Genomic DNA, 17235 nt, shown 5'->3' with positions numbered 1-17235 from the left:
AAGATGCTATTGCGAGCAGACTATAGGGCGGCGCGGCGCCGCGCTTGCAGCCTGTTTGCGACATCGCCAAAAAAGCCCGCGCCACCAGCCCGTCGAATGCAGTTAGACCGAAGGCGCTGCTAGAGCTCGTCCTGCGCAGCTTCGAAGAAAAGTGCATACCTTCATCGCCGATTACCGGAAGCAAATAAAAGGCCGGGCGTTTGCCCGGCCTTCAAAAATCATGGCGTCGACTTTACTTGATGCGCGCAACGCCGCCCGAGATCTCAATCGTCTCCGAACCGGTCAGCGCCTCGAGGTCGCCATTCGGCAAGGTAACAAAACAGCCGCTCGGGCAAAATTCCACGGTTTCGCCAGCGGCCAGCGCCAACTCGGTCTTGCCGCCGCCTTCCGTCACGATCAGCGTGCGGGTCTCGGCGTCCTTGTTAACCGCGCTGGCGGCATGGGCCGAGCCGCCCACGGCCAGAAAAGCGACGGCGGCGACGAGAGACTTCCACATTTTGCAGTATCGGTGTTGCCACCGCCTCTGTTGCATTTCGCAAGGCATTCTCGCCGTTTGCAGGTGAGCTTATATGCAATGCAAGCTGAACGGCAACTGAATGCCGCATTCATGCCGCAATTGGTTTCCGAAGGCTTGAAGGCAAGCTCCAATCAGCTAGTCAGGATCGGGCTTCCGTACCTTGCGTCCCGACTTGGCGAGACGTTTCGCCTCGACCGCCGCTAGGGCTTTTGCTTGTTCCCGCTCGGCGAATTCGACTTCGATCTTGTCGTCGTCGATCGGCCACGCCTCGTGCTTTTTGATCTCGACGACGGCGCGCGGTGTCGACGGAATTTCGATATGCTGGTCGGCGAACACATCGAAGATGGCAAAGCGGATGTCGTTCTGGACGATATTGCCACTAAGAACGTCTGCCAGGAATACGCGGATCTCGAATTCGAGCGCGGCCGGGCCGAAATTGGAAAACAGCACAAAGGGTTCCGGGTTCTTCAGCACCAGCGGATGGCTGCGTGCGATCTCCAACAGAACGCCATGCACGTGCTTGACGTCGCTGCCATAGGCAACGCCGACCTTGATGTCGACGCGGCCGAGCTTGTTGCGGTGCGTCCAGTTGCCGACCGCATTGTTGATCAGGTTTGAATTGGGCAGGATCACCGATTGCCGTTGGAACGTCTCGATCTCGGTGGCGCGCACGCTGATCTTCTTGACCGTGCCGCTGATGTCGCCGGCGACGATCCAGTCGCCGACCTTGAACGGCCGCTCGGCCAACAGGATCAGGCCCGACACGAAATTCGAGACGACATTCTGCAAGCCGAAACCGATGCCGAGGGACAGGGCGCCGGCGACCAGCGCGAGATTGGAGAGGTCGATACCGGCCGCCGAGATGCCGACCAGTGCCGCGACCGCGACACCGGCATAACCGACCGCCAGCCGGATCGAATTGCGCACGCCGGTGTCGACCCGGCCGCGCGCCATCACCGAACCGTCGAGCCAGCCCTGGAACCAGCGCGTCAGGAAGTAGCCGATGATGAAGACGACGACGCCGGTGAGAATGCCGGTGACCGAGATCGTCACCGAGCCGATGGTGAGGCCGGTCGCCAGCTTGTAGGCCCAGGCCTGGATGTCGCCGGGCTGGAAGCCCCACATCAACAGGATCAGCGGCAGGAACACCAGCACAATCATGATGTTGATGGCGGCGCTGACGACAAGCCCGAGCTGGTCGAGGGCGGTCTCTTCGTAGCTTGAATTGGCCGCTAGCCAGCGCCCGATCGAAGTTTTGGCGAAACCGCCTTCCTCGCCGATCGCTCGCGCCGACAGGAAGCCGATATAGGCGGTGACCAGGATGGTGCCGGTGACCACGACCTGCAGCGAGACGAAAATTGCAAGGCCGATATAGCCAAGCAGTGCCGATGCGATGGTGAATAGGCCTAGCACGACGGCGGTGTAGCGCAGCCACGCCGGCCACGGGCGCCAGCTTCCGTCGGGGGCCTTGAACGGCTTCAGCAGGCCCATAAGGATCAGGATGATGCCGACGACGATGGTGGCGATGAAGCTTCTGGCGATGGTCAGCGACAGTGGCGAGCCCATCTTGTCGTTGACGACAGACAGGAAGTTGTTGCTGCCGATGACGACAGCCATGGCGGTCGTCAGCCGCACCAGCCAGCGCGCCGGGCCGGTTTCGACCGGGATCAAACGCCAGTTCGGCAGTCGGGGCTCGAGCGCTGCGTTGGTCAGGCGGTTGACGCAGAACACCACCGCGATAACGGCAACCAGCGAATTCAGGAAGATGCCGATGTCACCGCGTAAAACATTGTAATAATCGAAGAAGAAGATCGTCGAGACAAGGAAGGCGCCGACCGCCAGCGTCGGCAGCAACGTCGACCAGAACGCCACCGACAGGCGGCTGAGATAGGAGGGGTCCTCGACGGAGGGATCCGCTTCGAAGACGCGGCCGAACAGGCGTCGGCCGCCGATAAAAAGCACTGCAGCGAATGCGAGCGCCATCAAAGTCGCGGCAAGAATGGCCTGGAACTTGAACTTGAAGGCGAAACTCAGCCAGGACGAGACCGCCTTATAGAAGCCGGAAAACTCAGCGTTGGCGTCGGAAAAGACTTCGGGGCTAAGCGCATCGGACAGCACGTAGCGCTTAGTAAGCACATTGCGGAACAGCTCGCTGCGCATGTTGCCGATCTTCTCGATCAGCCCACTGATGCGGATCGACAGGTTCTGCGCGCTGGCAATAACGGCGTTGATCTCGGCTTTTTCGGAAGCCAAGGCCTGGCGTTCACCGGTTACGATGTCTGGCTCGGCCGGCTGGCCCGCGGCCGGCGGAGGTCCCAGCATCTCAATCCGATCGTTGATATCGCCGAGACGCGATCGGAACGCTAGCGCGCTGGTGAGCGCCGCCCGCGACAGATCCTCCAATTGCAGACGGATTTCCACGAGGGTGGCATCGTCTTGGCCGTCCTGCTGTATCTTCTTCTCGAGACCGTCGGTTTTGGCCGTCAGACTCTGGATGACCGTCTGCTGGTCTGCGATCAACCCGGCGGCGCCCTGCCCGAGTGCCTGCGCCACAGCAACGAGCGACGGCGGCGCCGAGACAACAAGCGCAAGAATCAAGACCAGGCGGAATAAACGAAAGAACATGATTTTTCTGGCGACTCGCGGGCGGCATCGGCAGTTTTGAAGCACGTCCTTGATAAAGAGGCTCATATCACGGGGCAAGTCATCCCAGGCGTCTCGTTTTTCGAAGTCCCGCCAATCGAAGTCGGCCAATCCAATCGAAGTCGGGGAGTCGAAAAGCGATGGCGCAATCTTGGCTTTGCGTTTGCAGCCTGCTCTATACTCTGCCGTAAAGCCTGAAATGGATGACAATAAGAATGGCGGAATATTCGGCCTTTTCGCTTCTCAAGAACGCGCTGACCGGAAACAAGGACTGGAGGCCGGCCTGGCGCAAGCCCGACCCGAAAGCGTCCTACGACGTGATCGTGATCGGCGGCGGCGGCCATGGCCTGTCGACCGCCTACTATCTCGCCAAGGAGCACGGCATCACAAATGTCGCGGTGCTGGAGAAGGGCTGGCTCGGCTCCGGCAATGTCGGCCGCAACACCACGGCGGTCCGTTCCAACTATCTCCTGCCGGCCAACACGCGTTTCTACGAACATTCGATGAAGCTGTGGGAGAACCTGGCCCATGACCTCAACTACAACGTCATGTTCTCGCAGCGCGGCTGCCTGAACCTCGCCCACACACCTGCTCAGCTCGACGACTATGCCCGGCGCGGAAACGCCATGCGCCATCTCGGCGTTGACGCCGAACTGATGACCACGGCCGAAATCGCGCGCCTGGTGCCGGCGCTCGACGTCTCGGCCACCGCGCGTTTCCCGATCGTCGGTGGCCTGATGCAGCGGCGCGCCGGCACCGCCCGCCACGACGCCGTCGCCTGGGGCTATGCGCGCGGCGCAGATCGCCGCGGCGTCGACATCATCGAAAATTGCGAGGTCACCGGCTTCCTGCGCGACGGCGACCGCATCACCGGCGTGACGACAACGCGCGGCGAAATCCGCGCAAAAAAGGTAGCGGTCGCGGTTGCCGGCAGCACCGGTCGGGTCATGCGGCTTGCCGGCATCGAGACGATGCCGATCGAGAGCCACGTGCTGCAGGCCTTCGTCACGGAATCGCTAAAACCGTTCATCGATACGGTCCTGACCTTCGGCATGGGCCATTTCTATATGTCGCAATCGGACAAGGGCGGCCTTGTCTATGGCGGCGATCTCGACGGCTACAACAGCTACGCCCAACGCGGCAGCCTGCCGATCGTCGATGAGGTGATGAGCGAGATGCTGGCGCTGTTCCCTGGGCTGGCCCGTGTCCGCATGCTGCGCTCATGGGGCGGCGTCTGCGACATGTCGATGGACGGCTCGCCAATCATCACCACCGGTCCGCTGCCGGGCATGTATCTCAACTGCGGCTGGTGCTATGGCGGCTTCAAGGCGACGCCGGCTTCCGGCTGGTGCTTTGCCTGGACCATTGCCAAGGACGAGCCGCACGGTCTCAACGCGGCCTTCACGCTCGACCGCTTTTACCGTGGCATGGTGATCGACGACAAGGGCCAGGGCGCCACGCCCCGGCTGCATTAGGCCATGATCCCGAAAAGTGGAAACCGGTTTTCGGACAAGATCATGGTCAAACGAGAAGTTTAAGAGATCCATGCTCATCACCTGCCCCTATTGCGGCCCGCGCGACGTGATCGAATTCACCTATCAGGGCGACGGCAATCGCCAGCGCCCACAGCCCGCCTCGCAGAACCTCGACGCCTGGAACGCCTATGTCTACGACCGGCTTAACCCGGCCGGCGACCACAATGAGATCTGGCAGCATTCCGGCGGCTGCCGCGCCCATCTCAGGGTCGTGCGCAATACGCTGACGCACGAGATCTCCAGCACCGCGTTCGCGCGCGGCGACCACAACTCGGTTGCGCGGCACCGGGCCGAGGACAAGCCATGAGCCCGCGCCGTACAGAGGCCGGGGGGCGCATCGACCGGCTGCGGACCATCCGTTTCACCTTCGACGGCGCGCCTTATACCGGCCATGCCGGCGACACGCTGGCTTCGGCGCTGCTGGCCAACGGCGTCACCCTGTTTGGGCGTTCGTTCAAATATCACCGCCCGCGCGGCGTGCTGACCGCCGGCGTCGAGGAACCGAACGCGCTGGTCACAGTGTTGAGGGGCGAGGTTCGCGAGCCGAACATCCCCGCCACGATGGTCGAGATTTATGACGGGCTGGCCGCAATCAGCCAGAACCGCTTCCCTTCGCTTGCCTGGGACGTCAGTGCCGTGAACCAGCTCGGCGGCAAGCTTTTGTCGGCTGGCTTCTACTACAAGACCTTCATGGGACCGGTGATCGGTCCGCTGAAGGGCACTCGCTTCTGGATGTTCTGTGAGCATTTCATCCGCCGTGCCGCCGGCCTGGGCAAGGCAGGCACGGCTCCCGATACGGCGCGCTACGAACGCATGAACGCGTTTTGCGATGTGCTGGTAGTCGGCTCCGGCCCGGCGGGGCTGATGGCCGCCAGGGCGGCTGCCGATCAGGGTGCACGCGTCATCCTGGCCGAGCTCGAGCCGCATTTCGGCGGCTCGGCCAATTGGTCGCGCGAGACGATCGATGGCATGCCGGCCGCCGACTGGGCAGCGCGCGCCGCCGGTCAGCTTGAAGGCCGTGACAATATCCGCCTTTTGCCGCGCACTACTGTCTGGGGTTATTATGACGGCAACACGCTTGCCGCGCTCGAACGTGTCACCGACCACAAGGAAAAGGCCGGCAAGGGCGAGCCGCGCCATCGCTATTGGACGATCCGCGCCAAGTCGGTGGTGCTGGCCACCGGCTCCCTGGAGCGTCCGCTGGTCTTTCCGGGCAACGATCGGCCAGGCGTGATGCTGGCGCATGCTGCCGAGCGTTTTGCCAATGAATATGGCGTGCTGCCGGGCGACAGGGTCGCGCTGTTCACCAACAATGACAGCGCCTATCGCTCCGCGCTTGCGCTGAAGAAGGCCGGCGCCGTCGTCGTCGCCATCGTCGACGTGCGCCCAGAACTTTCGAGCGAAATGCGCAAGCTGGCCGGCGAAGCGGAGGCCGAGATCCTTTCTGGCCACGCGGTAATCGCCACCGAGGGCGGCAAGGCGCTTTCCGGCTTCAAGGTGCAGCGCTTCGACATGGTCAACGGCGCGCTTTCCGGCGAAGCGCGCAGCATCCACGCCTATTGCCTGCTGATGTCGGGCGGATGGTCGCCGACCATTCATCTGGCCAGCCAGGCCGGCGCGAGAGCGGAATGGAACGAAGCATTGCAAGCGTTCCTGCCGCCCAAGCCGACGACGCGGCAATGGATCGGCGCCGGCGCCTTCACCGGCAGTTTCTCCACCGCCGAGGCGATCGCCGAAGGCCGCGCCGCCGGCCTTTCCGCAGCGGGCGCAACCGCCACGCCGGCGGCCTTGCCTGCCGTCGAGGCAGCACCTGGCGATCCCGATCCGGCGCCGGTGCTCGAGATCAAGGCCAAGGGAAAGAGTTTCGTCGACTTCCAGCATGACGTGACGGCGGATGACGTGCGGCTGGCGCATCGCGAAGGCTTCGTCTCGGTCGAGCATCTGAAGCGCTACACCACGCTCGGCATGGCAACCGACCAGGGCAAGAGCTCCAACATACCCGGCCTCGCCATCATGGCCGAGGCGCTCGGCAAGCCGATCCCAGAGGTCGGCACGACGCGCTTTCGCCCGCCCTTTTCGGCGGTGTCGATCGGCTCGCTAGCCGCCGAACGCTTCGGCGATCTGAAGCCCGAGCGGCTGACGCCGATGCATGACTGGCACGTCGCCAACGGCGCCACCATGTATTCGGCCGGCCTGTGGTATCGGCCGATGATCTACGGCCATCCCGGCGAGACGATCGAGCAGGCCTATGTGCGCGAAGCGAGAGCCACGCGCGAGAGCGCCGGCATCGTCGATGTCTCGACACTGGGCAAGATCGCGGTGCAAGGCCCCGACGCGGCGGAATTCCTCGACCGCGTCTACACCAACGTGTTTTCGACGCTGGCCGTCGGCAAGGCGCGTTATGGGCTGATGCTGCGCGAGGACGGTCTCGCCTTTGACGACGGCACCACATGGCGGCTCGGCGCGCAGGATTTCCTGATGACCACCACCACCGCCAATGCCGGCAAGGTGATGCAGCATCTGGAGTATTTCCTCGACGTGATCTGGCCGGAGCTGAAGGTCCACGTCGCCTCGGTCACCGACCAATGGGCCGGTGCCGCCATCGGTGGGCCGAAGGCAAGGCAGATACTGGCTGCTTGCGTTAGCGGCACCGCCGTCGACAATACCGCCCTGCCCTTCATGGGCATCGTCCACGGCGAAATCGCCGGCGTGCCGGTGATGATCTGCCGGCTGTCCTTCTCCGGCGAAATGGCCTTCGAGGTCTATTCCGGCGCCGGCTACGGCACCCATGTCTGGGAGGCGCTGATCGAAGCCGGCAAGCCGTTCGGGCTGGTGACCTACGGGCTGGAGGCGCTGGGCACCATGCGCATCGAGAAAGGCCACGTCACCGGTGCCGAGATCGACGGCCGCACCACGGCACGCGACCTGCATCTCGACTGGATGCTGTCGAAGAAGAAGCCGTTCATCGGCTCGGCGATGATGGACCGCGAGGGGCTGATCGCGCCGGACCGCCTGGTACTCGTCGGTATTGTTTCGCTCGACAACCAGCCGCTCAACGGCGGCGGGCACATCGTCGAGGAGCTTGACGAAGCCAATCCGCACGGCTCGCTTGGCCACATCACCGCTTGCTGCTATTCGCCGGCGCTCGGTAAATATATCGCGCTTGCCCTGGTCAAGGGCGGCAAGGCGCGGCGCGGCACGCGCGCTTATGTCTCCGACCCGCTGCGCAACCGGTTCGGGCCGGTCGAGATCGTCTCCAACCATTTCTTCGATCCGGACGGGAGCCGCATGCATGGTTGAACGCCAATCACCGCTTGAGCCGGTGCTGCATCCGGGCTCGCATGGCAATTTCGAGCATGGTGTCGAAATCATCCTCTCCGAAACCAGGCCGGGTTCGATCCTGCAGCTCGCCGCCTGGCCCGGCGAGGAGAAGACGTTGATGGCCGGCATCCATGCGGTCACCGGCCTGGCTTTGCCCGACGGCGCCGGTGGCGGTGTGACGAACGGCGCCAGGTCGGTGTTCGGCTTTGCGCCGGGAAAGTTCACTGTGGTCGATGAAGCCGAGGGATTGGGGCCGGCCTTTGCCAGTGTCGTCACTTCGGCCATCGGTACGGTGACCGACCTTTCGCACGGCCGCACCGCGATCCGTATCGCCGGGCCGAAGGCCGAGTGGGTGCTGGCGAAATTCTTCGCCATCGACTTCGCGCTGCCGGCCTTCCCGATCGGCGCCGGCCGCTCGACCATGCATCACGACATCTTCGCGCAGATCCAGCGCACCGGCGCCGATCAGTTCGACATCTATGTGTTCCGCTCGTTTGCCCGCTCGTTCTGGCAAGCGCTCTGCCATGCGAGCGAGGAAGTCGGCTACGAAGTGCAGTAGAGCCGGACGGCGCTTCACGTCACTCCGCGAACGTCACCCACTCTTCCAGCGGCGCGCGGTCGGTGCGGAAGGCATTTTCGGGCTTGGACGTATCCTCATGGCCGAGCGCCATGCCGCAGACGACGATCTCCTCGTCGGGAATGTTGAGCACCGGCCTGATCTGCCGGTGATAGGGCGCGAAGGCGGCTTGCGGACAAGTGTGCAGGCCCCTGCCCCGCGCGGCGACCATGATGTTTTGCAGGAACATGCCGTAGTCGATCCACGACCCCTTGTTCAGCCGCCGGTCGACGGTGAAGATCATGCCGACCGGCGCGTCGAAGAAGACGAAGTTGCGGTCGTGCTGCGCACGCATCCTGTCGACCTCGCGCCGGCCGATGCCGAGCACGCCGTAGAGGCCGAAGCCGTTGGCGCGCCGTCGCGTCAGATAGGGTTCGAAGAACTGGTCGGGATAGTAGCGGTACTCGTCCCACTCGGCCTTTTCGGCGCGGATGCCCGAGCTGAGGATGGCATCGGTGATGCGCTGCTTGACCTCGCCCTTGGTCACATAGACTTTCCAGGGCTGCATGTTGGTGCCTGAGGGCGCGCGCGCGGCAACGGCGAGAATATCGCGGATGGTCTCGTCGTCGACCATATCGGGCAAGAAGGCGCGTACCGACCGCCGCGAGGTGATCGCGTCATCGACGATCGCCGCCGCAATCCGGGAGTTGTTTTCCAGCATGGGCCGTCCTTTTGCGTATGATCCCGAACCCGATTTTCCGGAAGGATCATGCGCCGACTAGAAGTGATGGAGCATCCTTGCGCTTTTGAACGCCCGATAGCCTACCCGCCTCGACCGGACGCCCCACTCGCCGCTCGTGCGCCGAGCCTTTGCCCGAACCGTCAAAATGGCGCAAGTAAATCTTGTGAGTGCGTGAAAATCCTCTTGATTTTTTCATGAACCCGCCATCAAATGAAATTTGCTGGGAATTTTTCACCGAGACAGGGATGGCTTTGCCCTCAACCGCCGCCAGATCGGAACAGGACAGCGGCGAACGGCTGCTGGCCGGCGACATCCGCGCGTTGCGCAAGGCGCGCGGCCTAACGCTTGCTGAAATCGCACTGAAGCTCGGCCGTTCCGTCGGCTGGGTCAGCCAGGTCGAGCGCGGTCTGTCGGTCCCGTCGCTCGGCGATCTCAGGGCCTTCGCCGAATTGTTCGGCGTGCCGGTCAGCCTGTTCTTCAGCCATGACGTACCTGTCGAGACCGAGCGCGGCGTGGTCGTGCGCGCCGGCAACCGGCGCACGCTTGGCACAAGCGATTCTGGCCTGGTGGAGGAGCTTCTGTCGCCCGATCTCGGCGGTAGCTTCGAGATGCTGCGTTCGGTCTTCGCCCCGGGTGCCGAGCTGAGCACCGAGGCGCGCCGGCCGACCGAGGAAGCCGGCTACGTCGCTTCCGGCAGTTTCGATATCGAAATTGCCGGCGTCTGGCACCGGCTTGGCGAAGGCGATTCCTTCCGCTTCGACGGCAAGCCGTTCCGCTGGCGCAATCCTGGAGCGGAACCGGCTGTGGTGATCTGGGTGGTTTCGCCGCCTGTCTATTGAACGAATGCATGTCGCCCAAAAGTGCGTGGCGGTTTTGGGACAACGACATGCATCAAAACAAATAGTCGGAGAAGAACATGGCCGGTTTGCCGACCACGGCACGCGTTGTGATCATCGGAGGTGGTGCCGTCGGCACCTCCTCGCTCTACCATCTCGCCAAGGCGGGCTGGACCGACTGCGTGCTTCTGGAGAAGAACGAGCTGACCTCCGGCTCGACCTGGCATGCCGCCGGCAACGTGCCGACTTTCTCCTCGTCATGGTCGCTGATGAACATGCAGCGTTATTCGACCGAGCTCTATCGCCGGCTGGCCGACGAGGTCGGCTATCCCATGAACTACCACGTCACCGGCTCGCTCAGGCTAGCCCATAGCGCGGAGCGCATGCAGGAATTCCAGCGCGCCAAGGGCATGGGCCGTTACCAGGGCATGGATATCGACGTGGTCGGGCTCGACGAGATCAAGCGCCGTTACCCCTTCATCGAGACGCATGAGCTGAAAGGCGCGCTCTACGATCCGAATGATGGCGATATCGATCCAGCGCAATTGACCCAGGCACTGGCCAAGGGCGCGCGTGACATGGGCGCGAAGATCATCCGCTTCTGTCCGGTCACCGGCGTGCGCCGCGACAACGACGAGTGGGTGGTCGAGACAACGCAAGGCGAGATCCGCTGCGAGATCGTCGTCAACGCCGCCGGCTACCGCGCCGCCGAGGTCGGCAGGATGTTCGGCCGCGAGGTGCCAATGATGGTGATGAGCCATCAATATATCCTGTTCGAGGAAATCCCCGAACTGGCGGCGTGGTCGAAGGAACAGGGCAAGAAGCTGCCGCTGCTGCGCGACGTCGATACGTCCTATTATCTGCGCCAGGAAAAGAACGGCATGAACCTCGGCCCCTATGAGCGCAATTGCCGCGCCCACTGGGTCGGCCACAACGACCCGATGCCCGACGACTTTTCGTTCCAGCTGTTTCCCGACGATCTCGACCGGCTGGAACATTACCTGGCCGATGCTGTCGCCCGCGTGCCGATCCTCGGCACCGCCGGCCTGTCCAAGGTCATCAACGGGCCGATCCCCTATGCGCCGGACGGCAACCCTCTGATCGGGCCGATGCCCGGCGTGCCCAACGCCTTCGAGGCCTGCGTCTTTACCTTCGGCATCGCCCAGGGCGGCGGCGCCGGCAAGGTGCTGGCCGAATGGGTGACCGAGGGCCAGACCGAATGGGACATGTGGTCGTGCGATCCGCGCCGTTTCACCGCCTTTGCCTCGGCCCCGGATTATTGCGTCGCCAAGGGCATGGAGATCTACGGCAACGAATATGCCATCCAGTTCCCGCGCCGTGCCTGGCCGGCCGGGCGCGACCGCAAGCTGTCGCCGCTCCACGACCGCATCAAGGCACTCGGCGCCCGGTTCGACGCCTATAATGGCTGGGAACGCGCCACCTGGTATGCGAAGCCAGGCGACGACATCTCCGAACAATCCACGCTGACCTTCCGCCGCGACGGGCCGTGGCAGCATCGTGTGCGCGAGGAATGCCTCACCGTGCGCGATGCCGCCGGCATTCTGGACCTGCCGGGGTTTTCCCGTTTCAATCTCGACGGTCCGGGTGCCGCCGAATGGCTGAGCCTCCAGGTGACAGGCCTGGTGCCGAAACCCGGCCGCATCGGCCTCGTCTATTTTGCCGACGACAAGGGCCGCATCGTCACCGAAATGTCGGTGGTCCGCCACGACGAGAACCTGATGACACTGATCACCGCCGCTGTGGCTCAGTGGCATGATTTCGAATGGCTGAAATCGCGCATCCCGAAGGACGCCACATTCAAGCTGGTCGACCGGACAGAGGAATACTCCACCCAGATCCTCGCCGGCCCCAACTCGCGAAAAATCCTCGCCGAACTCTGCGCGGCCGACCTCACCCTGCCCTGGCTGACGCATCAGGAAACCAGTATCGCCGGACGTTGGGCAAAGCTGGTGCGCGTGTCCTTCGCCGGCGAGCTCGGCTGGGAAATCCACAGCAAGGTCGACGATACCGCAGCCATCTTCGACGCCGTCTGGGCGGCCGGCCAGAAGCACGGCTTGAAACCGTTCGGCATGTACGCGCTGGATTCGCTACGGCTCGAAAAAGGCTACCGTACCTGGAAGGGCGACCTGTCGACCGACTACTCGATCCTGCAGGGCGGGCTGGAGCGATTCGTCAGATGGGATAAGCCCGACTTCCGCGGCAAGGCGGCGCTGCAGAACGAGAAGCAGCAGGGCATCAAGAAGCGCTTCGTCACGCTGGTCGTCGAAAACCCCGGCGATTGCGACGCGCCCACCATGTCGACGCTTTGGCATGACGGCGGGATCGTCGGCGAGACGACGTCCGGCGGCTGGGGTCATCGCATCGACAAGTCGATCGCGCTCGGCGTGCTGCGCGCCGACCTCACCGAGCCGGGAACCGCTGTCGAGGTCGAGATCTTCGGCGAACGTTTTCGGGCGGTCGTGCAGAAGGATGAGCCGTTATGGGATCCAAAGAACGAGAGGCTCAGAGCATGAAGACTGTTATCCTTACCGATGGCGGCATGGGCCAGGAGCTGGTCCGCCGCAGCAGTTCCGAGCCGACGCCGCTGTGGTCGGCCAGGGTGCTGATCGACGAACCGGATCTGGTGCGCGACCTGCATGCGGAATTCATCCGCGCCGGCGCCCGCGTCATCACCATCAACACCTATTCAGCCACGCCGGAACGGCTGGCACGCGAAGGCGCGCAAGAGCTGTTCAAGCCCCTGCAGAAGCGCGGCATCGAACTGGCAAGGCAAGCCCGCGACCAGGCTGGCGACGCGGCGATCGCCGGCTGCCTGTCGCCGCTGTTCGGCAGCTATGCGCCGGCGCTGACGATATCCTTCCAGGATACGCTCGACATCTATCGCCGTATCGTTGCCGAGCAGGCGGGCGGCGTCGATCTGTTTCTGTGCGAAACCATGGCGTCGGCCGAAGAGGCGCGCGCCGCCGTCACCGCGGCGTCGGAAAGCGGCAAGCCCGTATGGGTGTCGTGGACGCTTGCCGACCACGGCACGCCGCGCCTGCGCAGCGGCGAAGCCATTGCGGCGGCGGCGGGCGCTCTTGCCGGCCTGCCCGTCGCGGCCCGGCTGATCAATTGCTGCCGGCCCGAAGCGATCGCTGCAGCGCTGCCCGAACTGATCGCTCTCGGCGGTCCGGTCGGCGCTTATGCCAACGGCTTCACCTCGATTGAGGCGCTCAAGCATGGCGGTACGGTGGAAGTGCTGCACGCCCGCCACGACCTCGATCCGGATGCCTATGCCGGCCAGGCGGTCGATTGGGTCGAGGCCGGCGCCGGCATTGTCGGCGGCTGCTGCGAAGTCGGACCGGCCCACATCGCCGCGCTGCGCGACCGGCTCGAACAGGCCGGTTATGAAATTTCGGGAGCAGCATAATGCCCAAGCCATCTTCGCGCATTTCCGGCATCGTGCCTTCGGGCAAGGATGGCTGGGAGGTTCATTCCGCTGCCTGGGCGCGCAAGCAGGCCGGCGAGGACATTATCATGCTGTCGGTCGGCGACCATGATTTCGACACGCCGAGCGAGACGATCGAAGCCTGCGTGACGGCGGTTCGCGCCAGCAATCACCACTACACGCCGCTTGCCGGCGTTCCACGCCTGCGCAAGGCGATGGCGGCGGCCTCGACGCGGTGCACCGGGGTTGCGACAAATCCCGACCAGGTCATCGCCACTCCGGGCGGGCAGGCCGCGCTTTACGCGGCCATTCAAGCGGTTCTCGACCAGGGCGACCATGCCATCGTCGTCGCGCCCTATTACGCCACCTATCCCAACACCTTCAGTGCGGCGGGCGCCGAGTTCAGCGTCGTCGAGACCCCCGCCGAGGATGGCTTTCAGCCGCGCGCCGCCGACATCCGCGCCGCCCTTCGGCCGAACACCCGCGCCATCCTGATCAACACGCCGAACAATCCCACGGGCGCCGTCTATTCGCGCGAGCGCCTGGAAGAGCTGGCGCAGATCTGCCGCGAACATGACCTCTGGCTGCTGTCGGACGAGGTCTACTGGACGCTGGGCGGCGGCGAGCACGTCTCACCACGCTCGCTGCCCGGCATGGCGGAACGCACGCTGGTCATCAATTCGATGTCCAAGAGCCACGGCATGACCGGCTGGCGCATGGGCTGGCTGACCGGGCCGGAATCAATGGTCTCGCTGTTGACCGACCTCAATCTGGTGATGACCTACGGCCTGCCGGCCTTCATCAGCCTCGCCTGCGCCGAGGCGCTCGAAAATGGCTACGGCGTCAAGGAAATCGCCGAGCGCTACGCCGCGAGGCGCACCGTCGTCCTCGATGCCATGCGCGGCATGAACAACATCACCGTGCGCGGCTCCGAAGGCGGCATGTACGTCATGCTCGACATATCGGCGATCGAGCCGGACGACGAAAAATTCGCCTGGGCCTTCCTCGACCAGGAAAATGTCAGCGTTATGCCCGGCTCGAGCTTCGGCGAGGCCGCCGCCGGCCACATCCGCTTCAGCCTCTGCCAGCCTGAGCCGGTACTGATGGAGGCTGCCACGCGCCTGCGCCGCTTTGCCTCCAGCTATGGTCGCGAGGCCGCATGAACGCCTCGCCCACCAAAACCATTCCGACCAAGGTCATTCCTCCCAAAGCGAGGGCGGTCATCATCGGTGGCGGCGTCTCCGGCTGCTCGGTCGCCTATCATCTGGCCAAGCTCGGCTGGACCGATATCGTGCTGCTCGAGCGCAAGCAGCTGACGTCGGGCACGACATGGCACGCCGCCGGCCTGATCGGCCAGCTGCGCGGCTCGCAGAACATGACGCGGCTGGCGAAGTACTCGGCCGACCTCTACGTCAAGCTGGAGGCCGAGACCGATGTCGGCACCGGCATGCGCCAGGTCGGCTCGATCACGGTGGCGTTGACCGAGGAGCGCAAGCACGAGATCTATCGGCAGGCATCTCTCGCCCGCGCCTTCGATGTCGACGTGCGCGAGATTTCGCCCAACGAAGTCAAGCAGATGTACCCGCATCTCAATGTTTCCGATGTGGTCGGCGCCGTGCATCTGCCGCTCGACGGTCAGTGCGACCCGGCCAATATCGCCATGGCGTTGGCCAAGGGCGCGCGCCAGCGCGGGGCGACGATCGTCGAGAACGTCAAGGTGACCAAGGTGCATACCAGGGCCGGCCGCGTCACCGGCGTTTCCTGGGCGCAGGGCGACGAGCAAGGCCTGATCGAGGCCGATATCGTCGTCAACTGCGCCGGCATGTGGGCACGCGAACTTGGCGCCCGGAACGGCGTCACCATCCCGTTGCACGCCTGCGAACATTTCTATCTCGTCACGGAACCGATCCCCGGGCTTTCCCGCTTGCCGGTGCTGCGCGTGCCGGACGAGTGCGCCTACTACAAGGAAGATGCCGGCAAGATGATGCTCGGCGCTTTCGAGCCGGTGGCCAAGCCTTGGGGCATGAACGGCATAAGCGAGGATTTCTGCTTCGACCAGTTGCCGCAGGACATGGACCATTTCGAGCCGATCCTGGAAATGGGCGTCAACCGCATGCCGATGCTGGCCACCGCCGGCATCCACACCTTCTTCAACGGCCCCGAGAGTTTTACCCCCGACGATCGCTATTATCTCGGCGAGGCGCCGGAGCTTTCCGGCTACTGGATGGCGACCGGCTACAATTCGATCGGCATCGTCTCCTCCGGTGGCGCCGGCATGGCGCTGGCGCAATGGATCAATGACGGCGAGGCGCCCTTCGACCTCTGGGAGGTCGACATCCGCCGCGCCCAGCCGTTCCAGAAGAACCGCCGCTATCTCAAGGAGCGCGTCTCCGAAACGCTCGGCCTGCTCTATGCCGATCATTTTCCGTACCGGCAGATGGCAACCTCGCGAAACGTCCGCCGTTCGCCGCTGCACGAACATCTGAAGGCGCGCGGCGCGGTGTTCGGCGAGGTCGCCGGCTGGGAGCGCGCCAACTGGTTTGCGCGGGAGGGCCAGGAGCGCGAATACCGCTATTCCTGGAAACGGCAGAACTGGTTCGACAACCAGCGCGAGGAGCATCTGGCGGTCCGAAACGGCGTCGGCCTGTTCGACATGACCTCGTTCGGCAAGATCCGCGTCGAGGGCCGCGACGCCTGCGCTTTCCTGCAAAGGCTCTGCGCCAACGACATCGACGTGGCGCCGGGCAAGATCGTCTACACCCAGATGCTCAACCAGCGCGGCGGCATAGAGAGCGACCTCACCGTCTCGCGGCTGTCCGAAACAGCCTTCTTGCTCGTCGTGCCCGGCGCCACGCTGCAGCGCGACCTGGCCTGGCTGCGAAAACACCTTGCCGACGAGTTCGTCGTCATCACCGATGTGACCGCTGCCGAAGCCGTGCTTTGCCTGATGGGCCCGGATTCGAGGAAGCTGATCCAAAAGGTCAGCCCCAACGATTTCTCCAACGGGAACAATCCGTTCGGCACGTTTCAGGAGATCGAAATCGGCATGGGCCTGGCCCGCGCCCACCGCGTCACCTATGTCGGCGAGCTCGGCTGGGAGCTTTATCTCTCGACCGACCAGGCCGCCCACGTCTTCGAGGCGATAGAAGAAGCCGGCGCCGACGTCGGCCTGAAGCTATGCGGCCTGCACACACTGGATTCCTGCCGCATCGAAAAGGCGTTCAGGCATTTCGGCCACGACATCACCGACGAGGACAATGTGCTGGAGGCCGGGCTGGGTTTCGCGGTGAAGACCGCCAAGGGAGACTTCCTCGGCCGCGATGCGGTGCTGAAGAAGAAAGAAACCGGCCTGTCACGCCGGCTGGTGCAGTTCCGCCTGAACGACACCGAGCCGCTGCTCTTCCACAATGAGGCGATCCTGCGCGACGGCAAGATCGTCGGTCCGATCACCTCGGGCAATTACGGCCATCATCTCGGCGGCGCGATCGGGCTTGGTTACGTGCCGTGCCAGGGCGAGAGCGAGGCGGATGTCCTGTCGTCGTCCTACGAGATCGAGATCGCCGGCGAGCGCTTTGCCGCCGAGGCCTCGCTCAAGCCGATGTACGATCCGAAGGCGGAACGGGTGCGGATGTAGCGC

General features: G+C 64.0%; 12 protein-coding genes. 9 read left to right on the top strand and 3 right to left on the bottom strand.

The genetic code is table 11. The features are described from left to right. Nucleotides 1–232: 232 nt before the first annotated feature. The gene (locus NKH33_RS08620; RefSeq protein WP_352452117.1) at nucleotides 233–496 is read right to left on the bottom strand and encodes a hypothetical protein; all 264 of its coding nucleotides are present in this window, start codon (nucleotides 494–496) and stop codon (nucleotides 233–235) included. 156 nt (nucleotides 497–652) lie between these two features. Beyond that, on the bottom strand, nucleotides 653–3142 hold the full coding sequence (locus NKH33_RS08615; protein WP_352918925.1) for a mechanosensitive ion channel family protein: 2490 nt from the start codon (nucleotides 3140–3142) through the stop codon (nucleotides 653–655). Nucleotides 3143–3375: 233 nt separating this feature from the next. Between NKH33_RS08615 and NKH33_RS08610 the strand changes: the two genes are divergently transcribed. From NKH33_RS08610 to NKH33_RS08595, 4 genes are all read left to right on the top strand, one after another. Continuing rightward, a complete protein-coding gene (locus NKH33_RS08610; RefSeq protein WP_352470276.1) occupies nucleotides 3376–4635 on the top strand; it encodes a sarcosine oxidase subunit beta in 1260 nt (419 codons plus the stop codon). Between the two features lie 70 nt (nucleotides 4636–4705). Beyond that, entirely contained in the window at nucleotides 4706–5002 is a 297-nt protein-coding gene (locus tag NKH33_RS08605; protein WP_023676536.1) for a sarcosine oxidase subunit delta, read from the top strand. Beyond that, nucleotides 4999–7995 carry a sarcosine oxidase subunit alpha gene (locus NKH33_RS08600; RefSeq protein WP_352918923.1) on the top strand — a complete coding sequence of 999 codons (2997 nt, stop codon included), beginning with the start codon at nucleotides 4999–5001 and terminating at the stop codon, nucleotides 7993–7995. The genes NKH33_RS08605 and NKH33_RS08600 overlap by 4 nt, the downstream gene beginning before the upstream one ends. Beyond that, a complete protein-coding gene (locus NKH33_RS08595) occupies nucleotides 7988–8575 on the top strand; it encodes a sarcosine oxidase subunit gamma (RefSeq protein WP_352470273.1) in 588 nt (195 codons plus the stop codon). The genes NKH33_RS08600 and NKH33_RS08595 overlap by 8 nt, the downstream gene beginning before the upstream one ends. A gap of 19 nt (nucleotides 8576–8594) precedes the next feature. On the opposite strand, the gene NKH33_RS08590 is transcribed toward NKH33_RS08595, so the two are convergent. Continuing rightward, on the bottom strand, nucleotides 8595–9293 hold the full coding sequence (locus NKH33_RS08590) for a nitroreductase (RefSeq protein WP_352452121.1): 699 nt from the start codon (nucleotides 9291–9293) through the stop codon (nucleotides 8595–8597). A gap of 266 nt (nucleotides 9294–9559) precedes the next feature. On the opposite strand from NKH33_RS08590, the gene NKH33_RS08585 reads away from it, so the two are divergent. The 5 genes from NKH33_RS08585 to NKH33_RS08565 all read left to right on the top strand — a co-directional run bounded on the left by NKH33_RS08585 (nucleotide 9560) and on the right by NKH33_RS08565 (nucleotide 17232). Next, nucleotides 9560–10153, top strand: coding sequence for a helix-turn-helix domain-containing protein (locus NKH33_RS08585; RefSeq protein ID WP_352470272.1), 594 nt, complete (start codon nucleotides 9560–9562; stop codon nucleotides 10151–10153). Between the two features lie 77 nt (nucleotides 10154–10230). Next, nucleotides 10231–12684: a GcvT family protein gene (locus NKH33_RS08580; protein ID WP_352918921.1), complete on the top strand. Its 2454-nt coding sequence runs from the start codon at nucleotides 10231–10233 to the stop codon at nucleotides 12682–12684. Beyond that, a complete protein-coding gene (locus NKH33_RS08575) occupies nucleotides 12681–13580 on the top strand; it encodes a homocysteine S-methyltransferase family protein (RefSeq protein ID WP_352470270.1) in 900 nt (299 codons plus the stop codon). Before NKH33_RS08580 ends, NKH33_RS08575 begins: the two co-directional genes overlap by 4 nt. Next, nucleotides 13580–14761: a pyridoxal phosphate-dependent aminotransferase gene (locus NKH33_RS08570; protein ID WP_352918919.1), complete on the top strand. Its 1182-nt coding sequence runs from the start codon at nucleotides 13580–13582 to the stop codon at nucleotides 14759–14761. Before NKH33_RS08575 ends, NKH33_RS08570 begins: the two co-directional genes overlap by 1 nt. Continuing rightward, a complete protein-coding gene (locus NKH33_RS08565) occupies nucleotides 14758–17232 on the top strand; it encodes a GcvT family protein (protein ID WP_352918917.1) in 2475 nt (824 codons plus the stop codon). The genes NKH33_RS08570 and NKH33_RS08565 overlap by 4 nt, the downstream gene beginning before the upstream one ends. The last annotated feature ends 3 nt before the right edge of the window (nucleotides 17233–17235 follow it).

Origin of the sequence: Mesorhizobium sp. M1182 (assembly GCF_040318335.1) — a bacterium.
Classification (GTDB): Bacteria; Pseudomonadota; Alphaproteobacteria; order Rhizobiales; family Rhizobiaceae; genus Mesorhizobium.
The sequence above is the reverse complement of the archived record's forward strand: the minus strand, read 5'-3'. Positions and strand labels throughout refer to the sequence as shown.